Annotated in this window: 14 protein-coding genes; 4 read left to right on the forward strand and 10 right to left on the reverse strand. The window is 56.6% G+C overall.

The window, feature by feature from the left end; genetic code table 11:
• The first annotated feature begins 449 nt into the window (after positions 1-449).
• Complete coding sequence (locus tag AC0QKW_RS10770; protein WP_473151071.1) at positions 450-3,707, forward strand: phosphorylase b kinase regulatory subunit alpha/beta; 3,258 nt, start codon at positions 450-452, stop codon at positions 3,705-3,707.
• Between the two features lie 18 nt (positions 3,708-3,725).
• Here the strand turns inward: AC0QKW_RS10770 and AC0QKW_RS10775 are convergent, their stop codons facing one another.
• Complete coding sequence (locus AC0QKW_RS10775) at positions 3,726-5,510, reverse strand: M48 family metalloprotease (protein WP_473151072.1); 1,785 nt, start codon at positions 5,508-5,510, stop codon at positions 3,726-3,728.
• A gap of 355 nt (positions 5,511-5,865) precedes the next feature.
• On the opposite strand from AC0QKW_RS10775, the gene AC0QKW_RS10780 reads away from it, so the two are divergent.
• A complete protein-coding gene (locus AC0QKW_RS10780; protein ID WP_473151073.1) occupies positions 5,866-6,327 on the forward strand; it encodes a DUF4079 domain-containing protein in 462 nt (153 codons plus the stop codon).
• A 72-nt stretch (positions 6,328-6,399) separates the two neighbouring features.
• On the opposite strand, the gene AC0QKW_RS10785 is transcribed toward AC0QKW_RS10780, so the two are convergent.
• From AC0QKW_RS10785 to AC0QKW_RS10815, 7 genes are all read right to left on the reverse strand, one after another.
• Positions 6,400-7,239: a hypothetical protein gene (locus tag AC0QKW_RS10785; protein ID WP_473151074.1), complete on the reverse strand. Its 840-nt coding sequence runs from the start codon at positions 7,237-7,239 to the stop codon at positions 6,400-6,402.
• A gap of 150 nt (positions 7,240-7,389) precedes the next feature.
• Positions 7,390-8,019, reverse strand: a complete 630-nt coding sequence (locus tag AC0QKW_RS10790) for a flavin reductase family protein (RefSeq protein WP_473151075.1) — start codon at positions 8,017-8,019, stop codon at positions 7,390-7,392.
• Between the two features lie 426 nt (positions 8,020-8,445).
• Positions 8,446-8,769 (reverse strand): nucleotidyltransferase family protein, encoded by a 324-nt coding sequence (locus tag AC0QKW_RS10795; protein WP_473151076.1) that lies wholly within the window; start codon positions 8,767-8,769, stop codon positions 8,446-8,448.
• An 8-nt stretch (positions 8,770-8,777) separates the two neighbouring features.
• The gene (locus AC0QKW_RS10800) at positions 8,778-9,098 is read right to left on the reverse strand and encodes a type II toxin-antitoxin system RelE/ParE family toxin (RefSeq protein WP_473151077.1); all 321 of its coding nucleotides are present in this window, start codon (positions 9,096-9,098) and stop codon (positions 8,778-8,780) included.
• Positions 9,091-9,348, reverse strand: coding sequence for a type II toxin-antitoxin system ParD family antitoxin (locus AC0QKW_RS10805; protein WP_473151078.1), 258 nt, complete (start codon positions 9,346-9,348; stop codon positions 9,091-9,093). The genes AC0QKW_RS10800 and AC0QKW_RS10805 overlap by 8 nt, the downstream gene beginning before the upstream one ends.
• A gap of 170 nt (positions 9,349-9,518) precedes the next feature.
• The gene (locus AC0QKW_RS10810) at positions 9,519-10,748 is read right to left on the reverse strand and encodes a hypothetical protein (RefSeq protein ID WP_473151079.1); all 1,230 of its coding nucleotides are present in this window, start codon (positions 10,746-10,748) and stop codon (positions 9,519-9,521) included.
• A 106-nt stretch (positions 10,749-10,854) separates the two neighbouring features.
• A complete protein-coding gene (locus tag AC0QKW_RS10815; protein ID WP_473151080.1) occupies positions 10,855-12,444 on the reverse strand; it encodes a glycoside hydrolase family 57 protein in 1,590 nt (529 codons plus the stop codon).
• Positions 12,445-12,746: 302 nt separating this feature from the next.
• Here AC0QKW_RS10815 and AC0QKW_RS10820 point away from each other — a divergent pair, with 302 nt between their 5' ends.
• The gene (locus AC0QKW_RS10820; RefSeq protein ID WP_473151081.1) at positions 12,747-13,502 is read left to right on the forward strand and encodes a tetratricopeptide repeat protein; all 756 of its coding nucleotides are present in this window, start codon (positions 12,747-12,749) and stop codon (positions 13,500-13,502) included.
• Positions 13,503-13,701: 199 nt separating this feature from the next.
• On the forward strand, positions 13,702-14,589 hold the full coding sequence (locus tag AC0QKW_RS10825; RefSeq protein ID WP_473151082.1) for an SMP-30/gluconolactonase/LRE family protein: 888 nt from the start codon (positions 13,702-13,704) through the stop codon (positions 14,587-14,589).
• Here AC0QKW_RS10825 and ppk2 read toward each other — a convergent pair.
• Both ppk2 and AC0QKW_RS10835 read right to left on the reverse strand, forming a co-directional pair.
• The gene (gene ppk2 / locus AC0QKW_RS10830; RefSeq protein ID WP_473151083.1) at positions 14,583-15,554 is read right to left on the reverse strand and encodes a polyphosphate kinase 2; all 972 of its coding nucleotides are present in this window, start codon (positions 15,552-15,554) and stop codon (positions 14,583-14,585) included. The two genes, AC0QKW_RS10825 and ppk2, sit on opposite strands and share 7 nt — an antisense overlap.
• A gap of 91 nt (positions 15,555-15,645) precedes the next feature.
• The gene (locus tag AC0QKW_RS10835) at positions 15,646-16,656 is read right to left on the reverse strand and encodes an aldo/keto reductase (RefSeq protein WP_473151084.1); all 1,011 of its coding nucleotides are present in this window, start codon (positions 16,654-16,656) and stop codon (positions 15,646-15,648) included.
• Positions 16,657-16,672: the final 16 nt, after the last annotated feature.

Consider the following 16,672-nt stretch of genomic DNA (forward strand, 5'->3'; position numbering starts at 1 on the left):
GCGTCTCGGAAACAACATGAGCAGCGCATCTATCGAATCGAGTTCAAAATACACACGTACTGCTATGCTGCCGATTAGTTTTGTCAGTCAACCAGGGTAGAAAGACTGGAAGGCGAATAGTTTTGCGACGCTCGTCAGAACGATTGCTCACAACTTGGGGCGGGTTCCTTGAAAGTCAGACATGGGTTATCAAGGTGCTGTTGTACCAGCTCTCCTTTACTCTAGAGAGACGATCAGCAAGCTCACGCAGAAATTGGGAGGTCTAGCCAAAATTCTCATTCAACTCTATCGGGCAGTCCAGAGATCTACCTAGCAGTGCCTTGCCGTCAGTCATTTAGATTCAATTCACAGAATTCTGTAACCTCCATAACTACTATCTGGCCGATCGCCCCTAGAGTGGGTTAAACCCCGATTAATTTCTTTCCCTGTCGTTCCTATTGTCGCCGCCTATGTCTTCAGCCGCCCTTCAAGAGCAGCTCGATCGCTATTATCACCAGGTTAAAACCGTGATTTTGTCGCGACAGCACCCGGTGAGCGGCCTCTTGCCAGCCAGCACGGCGGTGAATGTGCACGGTGACTACACTGACGCCTGGGTACGCGACAACGTGTTTAGCATTTTGGCGGTGTGGGGGGTGGGCTTGGCCTACCGCCACCTTGACGACGACCAAGGCCGCACTGTCGAGCTAGAGCAGAGCGTAGTCAAGCTGATGCGCGGCCTGCTCCAGGCCATGCTGCGCCAGTCAAAAAAAGTCGAGCATTTCAAAGAACGTCAAGATCCGCTGCAGGCGCTGCACGCCAAGTACGACACCGGCACCGGGCTGCCCGTAGTGGGCGACGACGAGTGGGGCCACCTGCAAATCGACGCCACCTCGGTGTACCTGCTCATGCTGGCCCAGATGACCGCCTCGGGGTTGCAAATCATCTTCACCCAAGATGAAGTCAACTTTGTGCAAAACCTGGTCTACTACATTGGCCGGGCCTACCGCACCCCCGACTACGGCATCTGGGAGCGGGGCAACAAAATGAACCACGGCAAGCCGGAGCTGAATGCGAGCTCTGTGGGGTTAGCCAAGGCGGCCCTAGAGGCGCTGCGAGGGTTCAATCTGTTTGGCATGCGCGGCGGGCAGGCCTCCACCATCCACGTGCTCACCGATGAGATTGCCCGCGCCCGCATCACCCTAGAGTCGATGCTGCCCCGAGAATCGGGTTCGAAGGAGGTCGATGCCGCTCTGCTCAACGTAATTGGCTACCCCGCCTTTGCCATTGACGATGCCGATTTGGCCCGCAAGACCCGGCAAAAGATTGTCGATAAGCTCCAGGGGCGCTACGGCTGCAAGCGGTTTTTGCGCGATGGCCACCAGGCGGTGATCGAAGACACTACCCGGCTGCACTATGAGCCCGAAGAGCTGAAGCAGTTTGAGCACATCGAGTGCGAGTGGCCACTGTTTTTTACCTATCTATGGCTCGACAGCCTGTTTGCGGGCGACAAAGACCAGATTGAGTTTTACCAGGCGCGGCTGGCAGCCCTAGAAGTCGAGCGCGACGGGGTGGGCCTGCTGCCCGAGCTGTACTACGTGCCCGAAGAAAAAATTGAGGCCGAGCGGGCCAAACCCGGCAGCCAGACTCGCCTACCCAACGACAACCTGCCCCTGGTATGGGCGCAGAGCCTCTACCTGCTGGGGCAGCTGCTTCGTGACGGGTTGCTCAAGCCCAGCGACATTGACCCCCTAGGGCGGTACCGCGCCCTGGGCGACCACCGCTACCCGGTGGTGCAGGTGGCGCTACTCGCTGAAGACAAAGCCCTGCAAACGGAGCTGGCCACCTACGGCCTGCCCACCCAAACCCTTGAAGAAATTGCCCCGGTGCAGGTGTTTCCGGCCACGGAGCTGTCGTCGATCTATGCCGAGATCGGCAAGAACGATAAGCTGGGCCTCAGCGGTCGCCCGGTGCGGCGGCTGCGCAGCTTGACCACATCGCGTGTTTTTCGCATCAAGGGCGAGTCGGTGGTGTTTTTGCCGTCGTTCTTAGATCAGCAGCGGTTTTATCTCACCCTCGACTACCATTTTTTGGTGGCTCAGATGCGCAGCGAGCTGGCCTACATCTACGACCACTGGCGCGAGCCGGGGCGACCCACGGTAACGCTGCTGCTGACCCACGCCATGTTTCAGCTGGGACGTAAGCCGATCTATGAGTCGCCGCTGATGGCGCTAATGCAGGAGTTGCAGGGCGATCGCTGTGACCATGTGCCGGTCAAGCTCGGCCCTCTGCACCAGCTCACCATGACCACTAACCTAGAGCGTATCGACAACGTCAACGGCTACCAGCTGGGCAGCACCTCCGTGGGCTATACACCTCTGTGGACGGCCTATCTGGGCTTTGAGTCAGGCCACGACGGCCCCCTGTCGCTGCTCGAAGAGTATGACGTGGAGAATGAAACCGACATCGATCGCCTGCTTACCCAGCTGCGCGAGTCGAACAATGTCTACGAGCAGCTAGAGCTGCTCGCCACCCTTCAGCACCTGCATGGCAGCGACTTTAACACTGGTCTGGGCAGCCCCAGCCGGGCCGTCACCGTCGAAAACCTGCTCGATGAGGTCTATGCCAAGGCCAGCCAGCTAGAGCAGTGGAGCGTGCTGCGTCGGGCCGCTGGGCTGCTGGGCAAGGCCGACATCACCCTGTCGGACGCGGTGACCGAGCTGCTAGTGCGTCAAAAGCAGATTTCGGTGGGCAAGTCGTACAGTGAGGCGTCGCTGATCACCGAACCCATGGGCCACAGCGAGATTGTCGATAAAATTCGCACCTTTTGCGGTGATGATGTGCGCGACCACGTGCTCACCCAGGAGATCTTGATCGATCTAAGCATCTTAATTAAAGCTGAACCCAGTTTATTCAAAGGGCTGATGACCCTGCGGATTGGCTACCTGCTGCTGCTAATCACCAGCGAACTCGCCCGCGAGCGCGGCATTACCCAAGACGAAGCCTACGGTCAGCTGATCGACCTCAGCCCTTTTGAGCTAAAAACTCGCCTGCGCCAGGTGCTGGCCGGGTTTGACGGGCTCAATCAGTCGGTGTTTCGCCGCGAGTCGCTGCACATTAAGCCCCACATCTCGATCAACTGGCAGGTGCTGCCCACCGGCATCGAGGCTGAGCCCGAAACCGCCGAGGCCAAGCCCACTGACTGGTGGCGCAAACGCATTATCGACGGTGAAATCGCCCGCATCTCTGAGGGGTTCTACACCCAGGTGTGGGAGGTACTGAAGCACTCGAAAGGCATTGTGATTGGCAACAAATTCGATCGCAAAAACCGGCTCGATAGCGATCGCATTCTCTCGGAGATGACCCCTGGCGAGCAAAACTTTGAGCGCCGCATCACCCACCTGCTGAATAAAATTCAGGCACCAGAGTACCGCCATGTCAACCTCGAAGCCCTGCGGGAAATGGGAGAGATTTTTAATGTCAATCCCGACCTTTACTTCGAAGATCACATTTATTTAGATGTGCTAATCGGCCATGCTGTGCGGCTCGGCTGGCTTGACCACCAGCCCGATCGCATTGGCACCTACGAGTCTGATAAGGCCGCTGCCTGGCAGGCGTTTTATCAGCTGCCGCCCACCCAGTGCGCCACCTACATTGCGATGGCGCTTCAGTTTCTCACGGTGCTGGGCGAAACCGAGGCCGCAGAAAAGACCCTGCGCGAGGTGGGTTAAGCCGTCGTGGACGAGATGCTAACGGCGATCGCGCATAGGCGCGTTGTCCTCCCGTCCTTGCTCTAGCTTGTACTCGGTCAGCAGCTGAGTCATTTTATGGCGCATTTTTAGGTGGGTCTCAACCCCTTCGTAGGTGTAGCGGTTAAAGCCCCCCTGGTCGACTAACTGTTTTAGATAGCTGACGCGATCGCCGGGGTTGGGGTGTGACGCAAACCAAGTCACCCCTCGATTGCCGTACTCTGCTTCAAGGGTGAGCATCAGGTTGTGAAGCCCATCGGCGGCGTAGCGGTTGGTAGCCAGCAGCTTGGTACCCAGGATGTCAGACTGGCGCTCCATATCGCGGGAGTAGCTCGACACGATCAGCCCCGCTGCAATATTGGCCACCTCAGGGATAGGAATGAACGACGCCAGGCTGGCGGTGAGGTTGCCCCGGGTCACCATTTGAAAACCGTGGGAGAGCACTGCATGGGCAATCTCGTGGCCCAACAGCCCGGCCAGCTCGGCCTCGGAGTGGCTTTTGGTGATCGCCCCGGCATTGATAAAAATCTTGCCGCCGGGCAGGGCAAAGGCGTTGAGGCTGTCATCCATGATCACCTCAAAGCTGTAGTCAAACTCGTCGCGCCCCGCCAGCGCCGCCAGCCGCTGGCCCATATCGTTGACGTAGGCGCGAATTTCGGGGTCGTCGACCATGGGCAGCTGCCGCTTGACCTGCTCAGCCACCCGATCGCCCAGACCGCTCTCGCCCTGCATCATCAAAATGCCGGAGTTGATAGCGCTAAACGGCCCCAGCAGCCCCCCGGTGAGAATGTACCCCGCCGCCCCGGTGATGATATTTGACACCAGGTTACGGGTCAGCGTTTGGTTCATCTCGCCGCGAAAGCGATCGAGGTTTTGCCGGGCCAGGGCCGTCATGGCCTCAGCTTCGGGGTGCTCGGGGTTAAAGATCACAAACTGGTTGGCGGTAATGGCCGCTTCAATCCACTTTTCTTGGGCCATCTGCACGTCGGCCTGGGCCTTGAGCAGGTCAGGGTAGAAGGGGAAGCGAGTCACCGCCGCATCGAGAATTTGCATCGCCTCATCGGCGCGGCCATTTTGTACCAGGTAGCGAGCATAGAAGGCCTGAGCGGGCAAAAACTCGGGGTAGTTTTTAACCAGCAGTTCTAAGGGCACTAAGACCCGGCTAGGAAACCCAGACTCGGCTCCGGCCATGGCCTCGCGCCAGTAGACCTGCCCGGCGGGGGGTAGGTCGGCGGGGTCGTCAATGGGGGCGATCGCCACATCTGCCCCAGCTTCTGCCAGCCAAGTCGGATCCTTAGCAGCACGGTAGAGCAGTTCTGCATTGTCGCGATCGCCCTCCTGGTAAAGGCGATCGGCCTCCATCAGCATCTGGCTGCGTTTAGCCGCCTCAGGCGACAGGCCGACGAGCAGCTGACTCATGGATAGGTCAGTCGCCCCCTCAGCCTCGTCGTGGGTCGTCTCTGGGTCAACCTCTACCTCTAGACCAGGAATGGAAGGATCCTTGGGCGGTAGTTTGAGGGTGCCGTCGGGCTGGGTAGGGTAGGGAACCGGCAGCCCTTGGTCAGGGAGAGAGGCTGGCTCAACCTGGAGGGGGCTAGTCGAGGCAGAGCCGTCTTCCGGTGCGGCTGGGGCTGGGACTGCTGGGGCCAGGATTTCTTGAGCCAGGGTTTCTTGGGCGAGTGCTTGGCTTCTAGGGTACGCGATCGCCCCCATGCCTTGGCTCAGCAGCACCGTCCCCAACAGGCCAGCCAGCAGAGCCGTTAAAAACCGTTTAAACCGCTGCATAAGAGTCGTACTGCCAGAAATAATTTGCCTAGACGATTGCTCTAAAAATAGATTTTTATTGTGGGGGGTGCCGCTCTAGCGGCATGAACGATTGGTATTTAACCAATGCCCAATCTATCAAAAGAATTTTTGGCATGGGGATAGCCGCCCCATTGTGCCCTAGGGAGGGGCTGTGTAAGGGTTTTGTAGCGTTTGGCACCCTGACTATCTAGACAACTCTAGACAATTATGTTGACCAATTGACGATTGATCTAGGCCAAAGTTCCCCCAGATGACTGCTCTATTCTGACTAAAGCTTTGCCAAGCTAGAATCCCTAATCCTATAATTCTTGAATAAATGTAACACTGGCGCCTCATGACCTTAGACACCCTAAAACCCTGGCTTAATTTTGTTCACCCCGTGGTGATGTGGCTGCTGCTGGCTATTACCCTTTACGCGCTTTATCTAGGCATTCAGGCGCGCAAAACCCGCCTGGCCGATGCCGAAACCCGCAAAGAACTGATCAAGGGCAAGTTTGCCCTCAAGCACCACAAAGTCGGCTCTGCCCTGCTGGCCTTCATGGTGATTGGCACCGTGGGCGGTATGGGGGCCACTTACATAGAGGCGGGCAAGCTGTTCGTGGGGCCTCACCTGCTGGTGGGTCTGGGCATGGCCACCCTGATTGCCACCTCAGCAGCTCTGGTACCCTTTATGCAAAAGGGCAGCGAAACGGCTCGGCTCACCCACATCAGCCTGAATATCATTTTGGTGGGGCTATTTGGCTGGCAAGCTCTGACCGGTATGCAAATCGTGCAGCGGCTGCTGGCTAAGCTGTAGTTAACGTGACGTAGACATAACTTCGACAGAATCCAGGGTTTTTGAAAAACCCTGGATTCTTGAGTCTTGCCCCTAGCGGCAGTAATCGTCAATCGGCTGCGTGGCCTCGACTGCGATCGGTGACCACTGGCGAACAACAAATTCACTCAGGCCCACATTCGCAGGGCGATCGCCATCAAGAGTAGCCCAGTCGGCGCGATCGCCCCAGTCGTAGGTATAGCCCAGCTGAGTCCAGGGGTAGGGCAGAGCGCTGGGGGGGTCTGCGTCGTTGATTGCGATCGGCTGGCCCTGGTGCTGGTAGCGCTGGTCGTACTGGGCATAGAACCAGTGCTGATAGCTGCTCGGCACCGAGACAAACTCACTGGCGGTGCGAAAGCTCAGCTCAGCCTCGTGATCGGTAATTTCGGGGTCGGGGCTGGGGCGAAAGAGAAATTGGGGGTCTACCCAGATCTCAACCACCTGGCGATTAGCTGCCTGGGCAGCGGGCTCGGGCGGCAAACCGAGCAACTGACCGAGGCGCGCGGCTAGAGAAACTTCGGCGGTTGGGCTGTAGGCATTGCAGAAGCGTTGCAGATCGGGGACAGCTGTAACCCAGACATCGCGGGTAACGATCAGCCGATTTCCTACGTTTTGGGTGTAGCCGACCCAGTCGGCCCAGGTCGCCACTAAAACATGGCCCCGCTCGTCCCAAGTTAGGGCGCTGTTTTGGCGCGTAATGGCGGTGAGGTCTCGAAAGACTTCGCTGGGTTCCGGCGTTCTGGCATCTTCGACAGCCTGCCAATAGGCGGGGGGAATGGGCATCGGCCCCGACTGCGCCTGGGCTGGGCTGGCGATCGCCCCACAGACCTCAACCAGGCTCAACACAACGGCCCCAAGGCTCAAGCCCAGCGTTTGCCCAGGGTGAATGACCATACAATGCCACCGAGTTCTATTGCGTTTAGAGTACCCAGATGCTGCGATCGCAGGCTGGGTTGCGATCGCCCAGCTCCAGGCCAATGGGTTGCCTGTTAGCCATTGGTTCGATCCGGTCTAACGCTTCACCATCAGCCCCATAGCACGCCCCTAGACCGACGGCGGTTTAGGAAAGCCATTGGGAATCTCAAAGCGATCGCCCGTGCGGCAATATTCATAACCGGCCATGCGCCCAATCGCCCCCAATTTATCAGCGTCAATGCGGTTGTTTTCGCCCAGCACGTCGTCGCGCACAAACAGGTGCACCACCTGGCCAATCACCATCGAAAACTCGCCCACGGGCACAATTTGCAGGGTGCGACATTCAAAAGCGACCGGCGACTCGGCCACGCGGGGCGGCTGAATAACGCGGCTGGGGGCCGTTGATAGGTTTACGTAGTCAAACTCTGACTCGCCGTAGGGCAATGGCTCGGCACACTCGGCCACCTGGTGGGCATAGGACTCAACCGCCAGGTTAATCACATACTCTCCCGTGCCGCCCTCGCTGGGCGGGCGCACATTGCGCAGGGTGTCTTTGTCGCTGCCGTCAGGCTTGCGGCTGACGCTAAACATCAGTGCCAGGGGTTTGTGGCCCACCGCGTTGAAGTAGGAAAAAGGGGCCAGGTTGACCACGCCCTGGGGTGACAGGCTAGAGACAAAGGCGATCGGACGGGGCACGACGCTGCCAATCAGCAGTTTGTAGCGGGTTGAGGGGTCTAAAAGCTCAGGGTCAATTTCCATTGGAATTAGGGGTGGTGTAGACAATTCCACGAATTCTGCCATGATTCGCCGAGTATGGCTGATTTTTAGGTAACTACCTACAGCTTTGGCCATTCCGCCCAGGCCCTAAGGAAAAGGGTATGGCTGAATTGAGGGAGGAACTTTGGTAGGGGCAAAAGGCCTTTTGCCCCTGAGAGAGACATTAAATATGGGTGCGCAGCCTGAACTGCGATTGGCGACCGCTGAACCACACACTCGCTTAAACCCCCATGGTGGGCGATCGCGGTCAAGTTTGGCCCAGTCTGCGCGATCGCCTCTGCGTTAATTGTTCGCTTGCCACCAAGCCCGCAAATCTTGCAGCGTTGGTTAAACTTTGTTTCAACCTACTTATCTAAGTCTCGAATCATTTGGCGAACTGTTTCAATCAATTGAGGAATATCATCTCCATCAAACATAGATGGCTTCTCTATCTAAACGAGCCTTGAAGCGAGGATTCATGTTTTCGCGGTAGCGGATGACGTCTACGGGGCGGTTGAGAAGATCGATTAGGTCGAGGCGCAGCCGCGAGGTAAGTAGAAAGTTTGGATAATCCGTCTGAAACACAATATCCACATCGCTGTCGGAGCTGGCTTCCCCACGGGAATAGGAGCCAAAGTAACCCAGAGCAGTTAGCCGAAAGCTTTCTCCCCGTTGCTCTTTAAATTCTCGCAAAAGCTTTTGTAGCTGCTCTGGAGAGAGTATTAACTGACTCTCTATTGGTGCAATGGTCATGATATTACCTAAGAGTTTTCTTGATCCAAGATAAATTCAAGGTTTTGAGCGCCGTGAAGAACTCGAATAACTTCTACTGTCCCAGGATGAATTTGATAAAAGACGATGTATTTGTTGAAACCTCTGATTGAATACTGACGAACCTCAGCGATCGCAGGATTGCTAAACCCACTTAACCTCCCAATCCCAGGCATTGCAGCAATGCGCTGAAATGTAGCTTCGGCAGCATATAGAAAGCGATCGCCCGCATCGAGATTGTCAAGACTGATGTAGGTCGCATGGGCAATCAGGTCTTGAATAACGATGGGGCGCTTGACCAAGTTAGCCATTTGAGGCGCTGCCACTCTGGTTTTGGCGAACGGCGGCGCGAATCGTCTCCCAGTCGGTGGCCGTCATAGGCGTTGCCTCTCCAGAAGCAAGCCCTTCGAGCAGTAGGGGTTCAAGGTGCTCTTTGCGGGCCTTGTCTTGCTGAATGAGAGCCTGAATATAATCGTCGGCAGTATCGTAGTGGCCTGCGGCAATCTGCTCTTGCAGATAGGTGGTGAGAGCTTCGGGGAGCGAAACGGTTAAGTTGGTCATAGAGTTTTCTCCATGTAGGGTGAGAAATCACCTACAACAATCATAACTACCCCTAACGCACAATTTCTAACAATGCTTCAATGCTGTAGGTTAGGTAGAGTGCTAGCGGAACTCAGAAAGCCGAGTTCGCGTTGGATTATGCTTCGCTCCACCAGCCTATTCACTAAATCCTACGCAAAACCAAACTTTTTTTCTTGGTTTCTGTAGACTGTTATTTTGCCATCTTCTGAAATTTTTATTCCGATTCCACACCCGCTAAGTCCTTGTGTGGCAGCAGACCTACCACCTCCATCACTCCCGGACTTGACTTTTACAATTGAGCCAACTGCCAGCAATCTTCCATCTTGACCAATAATTGTTGCGCCGTCGATAGCTATGAGTTCCTGCCTCAAAACTCTATCAATATCTTGAAATGGCTCGGTTATCACCTTATTCAAGAATATTGTTTTAGCATCTCCCTGCGAAGACATAAGATTCTCTTCCCCTACCAACTCTATCCCCTTACTTGTTTTGCCTTTATAGAAATATGCGATACATCCTCCTGATCTGGAAAAAGAAACATCTAATGCTGAAGCATAAACACTTTTACGAAGCTCTTTATCGAATTTCTTGCTTTCAAATGCAATTTTATCTATAACTGTATTGTGATTGAAAATTGTCCAGTAGCCTCTTCTCTTTGCAAACACGAGTTCATTTTGTTTAAATATTAATATTTCACCATTCCTGTTAAGCAAAAAGCTAATCTTGTTGTTCCCAGCGGTAACAGAGCAAATTCCAGTATATCTATGCGGGCATTTATAGTTGTCACTAGAGCTTGAAGCACTAATATATTTGTATCCTGATATACATCCATTTTTGTTGATTTCAATGTAGGTATCAAAGCCATTCGTTAGAACCTTGCTGAAGTCTTTTAGTACATAATCCTTAAATTTTATTTCGCTTGATTCATTGCTGTCTCGGTCAAACACAAATGACAAGGAGATGTTGCTCCCCTCATATGTCTCCGACGACCATTCGCTCATCTTCTCTATGATTTCAGAAATGATGAGAATGAGGTCATCTTCCTCCTTTTCGGTCAAAGCGTAAGCTATAGCTGCGCTAGGAATATTTAACGATAATAATTTTGCTGCTTGATTAGACAAACAATTTATCTCAAATAGACTGTTTGCCAAGCCCTCTATAAACAGTTTCTCATTCTTGCTGAACGGTTGACTTCTCTTCACGAGAAATCTTTGATCCTTATCTTCGTTAGGAGCTAAGATCCCCAATGCAGTCCCATTTTTTAAGAAGGCAACCCTCTTCTTTTGGTTGCCAATAGGCTCCAAATCTCCGTAAGTGGCACCCGGCAATACCGGATCAAGAATGAGTTGAAGGATATTTCTGTACTGTTCGTTGTCCATCTCTATTTATGCATTTGAGTAGTATGGATAATCAATAATTGACGGATGAGTAATAGTATAGAACCCCGGATTTTGTGTAATCCGGGGTTCTATGAAGCGTGTATCTTTAGAGTGGGCGATAAACGCGGTAGTTGATATTGGGGAAGATGTTGTCTACCACCTCGATCTTCTCTAGCCAACCGGAGTCAATCTTTTCGCGCAGGATGTCATCCCAGAGCTTTTGGAAGCGCATTAGATGGGTGCGGGTGCGGCGCACGGCGTAGGGCACCATCGTCCCCGTCCGCATGATAAAGGCCCAGTCAGAGGATTGGGCCAGCAGCAGTTCTCGCGCCGCTTGGTTGAGGGCGCGCCACTCTAGCTCGTCGGCGGGTTCGCGCTTGGCCAGGTCGATCATGCGCTCGGCGGCTTTATGCAGGTGGGGGTAGATCCAGGCGTTGGTTTCGTTTAGCCAGTACTCGTGGAAGCCCTTGTAGCCCCAGCTCGACTGGGAGGGGCGACAGACCTGCTGGGTGGGGTGGCCCTGGAGGTAGTCGCTCAGGTGGGTCATTTCGTAGGTGCTTTGGTCAAACCAGCTCTTGCGGAAGAGATAGTCGAGGAACCAGGGGCCTTCATACCACCAGTGGCCAAACAGTTCGGCGTCGTAGGGCGACACGATAATCGGCGGGCGCTGCATCAGGCCGTGGAGGTGGCCGATCTGCTGCTCGCGGTTGTACATAAAGTTGGCGGCGTGCTCGGCAGCTTTTTCTTTGGCCCAGTAGGGGTCGTAGAGCTGCTTGTCAGAGAGGCCCAGGCCCTTGCCGGTAATTTTGTGATACTTGATGCCCACATTCTTGCGCTGGCCGTTGGGCATGATGTAGGGCTTGATGTATTCATATTCGGCATCCCAGCCCAGGTCGCGGTAAAACTCGCGGTACTCGGGCGCGCCGGGGTAGCCCACCTGCGACGACCACACCTGCTGCGACGACTCGTGGTCGCGGCCAAAGGCGGCGACGCCACTCTCGGTAAAGATCGGGGCGTAGCTGCCAAAGCGGGGCCGGGGGCGGGCGTAGAGAATGCCGTGGCCATCGGTGAGAAAGTAACGCAGACCGGCGTCGGCGACCATGCGCTCGAGGCCTTCGTAGTAGGCGCACTCGGGTAGCCAAATGCCTTTCGGAGGTTGGCCAAAGGTGTCTTCGTAGTGCTCGGCGGCAACCTGAATTTGTGCCCACACGGCCTCGGGGTACATTTTCATCAGCGGCAGGTAGCCGTGGGTGGCTCCGCAGGTGATGATGTCGAGGTTGTTGCTGTCTTGGTACTGCTTAAAGGCATTGACCAGGTCGCCGCTGTAGCTCTCCCACACGTTGCGCACGTGGTTAAACTCTTGGGCGTAGGTTTCAGCTAAATATTGCAGGTGGCCGTTGTGGACGTGGCGCTCGACCTCTAGCTCGGTGAGCTCTTCGAGCATGGCCAGGTGGTTGTCAAAGCGCTCTTGCAGCAGCGGATCGCGCAGCATGGAGACCAGGGGCGGCGTCATGCTCATGGTGAGCTTGAAGTCGATGCCGTCGCGCTTGAGCCCCTCAAACATGGTGAGCAGCGGCACGTAGGTCTCGATGATGGCTTCGTAGAGCCACTCTTCTTCGAGCACGTAGTCACTCTCGGGGTGACGCACGTAGGGCAGGTGGGCGTGGAGGACGAGTGCGAGATATCCGGTAGCCATAGGGTGCCGCTGAAGAAGTTAACTGAGTGCCGAGCTGTCGGGAGGGTAACCGCCGTTGACCAAATTCTAGAGCAAAAGGTAAACGCTAACGGCAGGCCGGGCTATATCTACCCGCTTGGGGGCGATCGCACAGTCGGCACTGGTATCTCATGAAATGGTGACCCCAGACCGTTCAGAGAGAACTCTCTGGGGAAAGGTTAATGGTGAGGGCATGACCGTAGGAGGGCGTAGCGCTGTATGGGGCAGGAGCCGATAGAGTGTGATCGCGAGGAATGTTTTGATCAATCTAGCCAACACGATCTATGGGAAAAGTCTCTGGGTGGTTACTCTGTACAGCTTTAGTTTTGGTCAGCTGCCAGCGGGAGGCGGCGGTGCCCTGGCAGACTGCCAGGCTTTCCCCAGAAGCGTTAGATCAGCTGGCCTATCCGCCGTTTTTGGTGGATGGGGCGACGGCAGCGCGTTACCGACAGGAGGGGCTGGCTTTTCGACAGCAGGGGAATCTGGAGCAGGCGATCGCCACCCTGAAGATCGCCGCTGCTCTCGACCCGCGCAATCCCGAAGGCCAGGTGCTGCTGGGCTGGACTCAGCACCTGGCTGGGTTCTCTGCACCCGCCGCTACGGCGCTGCAAACGGCCCTCACCCACAACCCTGACCACGTACCCGCCCTCAACGCCCTGGGCATTGTCTATTTGGTAGATGGCCAGCTCGATGCTGCCGTGGCCACCCACACCCGCGCCGCCCAGATTAGGCCCGGCAACGAGATCGCCCACTACAACCTCAGCTTGGCCTACCAGCGCCTGGGCGAAACCGAGCAGGCTATCTCTGAAGCCGCGATCGCCGCCGACCTAGAACCGGGCAACCCCCACCCCTGGGTCGCTCTGGCCCTGGCCCACTGGATCGCGGGGGAGCGGGGAGAGGCGATCGCCCACTACCGTCAGGCTCTGAGCCTAGACGGGCGCTACACCAGCCGCGAGTATCTCGATCATCTATTGCAAGCCGGATTTAATGAGGAGCAGATTGAGGCCACAGACGAAATTCGCCAGGCGATGGGGCTATAGGCCAATCTAGGGGTGGGTTTGCTCAGCATCCCCTCCGAGGAGGGGCAGGGGTGGGTCGGGCAATTCCTTGAGCTGCGCTGCATGCAGCGGTGATACTGCTAATACAACACGGGGCTTCTATCCTCAGATGCCCTCAGATAAGAAACGCCCAGGATCGGACTGTACAAGCCTTCGGTAAAACTACTTCGGTGTTCTAGCTATGACCACTGCTCATCTGTCCCAGCTATCGGCCCAAAACGTACTGCATGCCCGCGCTCGGCTGGGGGAAGGCCCCCTGTGGGACGGTGCTAAGCAGGTGCTCTACTGGGTCGATATTCTCAACCACCGGGTGCATGTGTTTGAGCCCAGCAGCGGCGACGACTGCCACTGGGATGTGGGCGGCATGGGCAGTGCCCTGGCGCTGATGCCCCAGGATCAGCTGCTGGTGGCGATGGGCAACAGGATCGCCACCCTCGATCTCGCCTCCGGGGCGGTCGAAACCCTGAAAACCTTTGAGTTTGACCACCCCGGCACCCGGTTTAACGACGGCAAGTGCGACCCCCAAGGCCGTTTTTGGATTGGCACCATTAGCCCTGAGCCGGGTACCGCGGCCCTCTACCGCTATGACCCCGACGGATCGGTACACACCATGGAAACGGGGCTGACCATCTCTAACGGGCTGGGCTGGAGCCCCGACGGCAGCACCTTTTATTTGACCGATTCGCCCCAGCGCAAGATTTTTGCCTATCGGTTTGATGGGGCAACCGGGGAGATTGGCGATCGCCGGGTAGCCGTGGATCTGGGCGACGAACCGGTGGAGCCCGACGGCCTGGCCATCGACGCCGACGGCAATCTCTGGACGGCTCTGTGGGATGGCTGGTGCGTCGCCTGCTTTAGCCCCACGGGAGCGCCCCTAGGACGGGTCGCCTTTCCTGTGCAGCGGCCTACCTGCCCTACCTTTGGCGGCCCCGATCTGCAAACGCTCTACGTCACCACGGCCTCGGCGGGGCTGAGCCAGCAAGAGCTACAGGAGGGCTTTTACTCGGGGGATGTGTTTGCGATCGCCGCCCCCGCCCCCGGCCTACCCACCCACCCGTTTGGTCAATAGCGCTGGGGTACAAAAAATTGCTCATTGATGGGCGGTCGCACGTAGTTGTCTGGGGCGCTCTTGCGGGGGGTTAGCTCTAGCGGCTCGGGGGTCATATCCACATAGTCAATCTTGCTGAGCAGGTGGCTGATGCAGTTGAGCCTGGCCCGCTTTTTGTCGTCGGCCTCGACGGTAAACCAGGGCGCTTCGGGAATGTTGGTATGGGCAAACATGTTGTCTTTAGCCTGGGAATACTCCACCCAGCGATCGCGCGATTCTAGATCCATGGGGCTGAGCTTCCAGCGGCGAGCGGGGTCGGTAATGCGCGACTGAAACCGTCGCTCCTGCTCGTCGTCGCTCACCGAAAACCAGTACTTGATCAAGATGATCCCCGATCGCACCAGCATGCGCTCAAACTCGGGGCAAGTCTGCATAAACTCCTGGTACTGCTCATCCGTGCAAAAGCCCATCACCTTCTCTACCCCAGCCCGGTTGTACCAGCTGCGGTCAAAGCAGACGATCTCGCCAGCAGCGGGCAGGTGGGTGACGTAGCGCTGAAAGTACCACTCGGTTTTTTCGCGATCGCTGGGGGTACCCAGGGCCACCACCCGACAGCCGCGCGGGTTTAGCGGCTCAGTAAAGCGCTTAATGGTGCCCCCCTTGCCCGCCGCATCGCGCCCTTCAAAAATAATCACGATCCGGGTGCCGGTGTGCTTCACCCAATACTGCATTTTTACCAGCTCTACCTGCAGGCGAGACAGTTCTTTTTCGTAGACCTTGCTAGATAGCTTAGAGCTGCCCTCCGACTCTGAGAGGTAAGGGGAAAATGACGACTCCGCCAGCTTTGCACTGGCCTTTTTGAGGTCTTTTTTGGAGATTTTCTGGTCTTTATGCTTTTTTTTCTGATGCTTCTTTTTTTTGTTTGACTTGTCAACGCTGGGGGATGGGTTGCCCTTAGACACAGCGGCACCGTTATTGTTGCCCATGGTTATGACCCAAACTTATTGGTTTCACTCTAGCCCAGGCCCGGTTGAGAAACTGTACCGTCATGACTGAGAAGCGACAGCAGTGCGCCCCCTACCGAGACTGAAAAATATTTTGCACCATCTGGCCCCCTCCGGCCCGGCCTAAGCCACCCTGGGCCGCTCGATCTAATGCCTCCACTTCTCCAGCATCGAGTCGCCACCCCAGGGCACCCGTATTTTGCTCGGCCTGGGCCAGGGTCTTAGCCCCCGGAATGGGGATCGTGCCCTTGCAGAGGCACCAGTTGAGGGCCACCTGGGCAGAAGTTTTTTGGCGATGGGTAGCGATCGCCCCCAAAGTATCTAGCAGCGGCTGAATGCGAGGCAATAGCTGGCGAAATAACAGACCTCGAATCCCAGGGGGAAACGGCCCCGAGGCGGAGTATTTGCCCGTCAGCAACCCCAGGGCCAGGGGGCTGTAGGCAATCAGGCGAATGCCCAACTCATCACAGAGATCCTTGAGCCCCAGATCGGTGACCGGGTAGGTCGACAGCAGCGAATACTGCACCTGCAGGGTGGCAATGGTCAGTCCCCGATCTTGAAATCGCTGGTGGGCCAGTTTGAGCCGCCGGGGGCCAAAGTTTGACAAGCCAATGGCCCGCGCCTGCCCCTGGGCATAGAGATCCATCAGCCCGTCGAGAAACGGCCCCTCCTGCCAGGGGGCGTAGTTGGCGGTAGACCAGTGCATCTGGGCCAGGTCAATGGGGCGACCCAGGCGCTGGGCCGAGGCCAACCCCGCCTTGACCACCGAGCCAGGGGTGATCCGCCAGGGGTAGGCCGCCAGCTTGGTGGCCAGGCAGAGGCGATCCCGATGCGGCCCCTGATAATCCTGGGCAAACTGCCCCAGCAGCACCTCGCTGCGGCCATTTAGCCGCCCCGTACCGTAGGAGTCGCCGCTGTCGAACAGGGTGACGCCATGGCTGAGGCAGTGGTTAAACACCCGCTGGAGTTCGTCATCCATGGTGGGGTCGTAGCCCCACAGCAGCCGGTTACCCCAGGCCCAGGTACCGCAGCCCATCTCGGGTAGGGCAATGGATTTGGAAGAATCTACGCTAGGAGCGGTCATGGGTGAGTCAAGGGGA

The sequence above is a fragment of the Pseudanabaena sp. PCC 9330 genome, assembly GCF_055795045.1.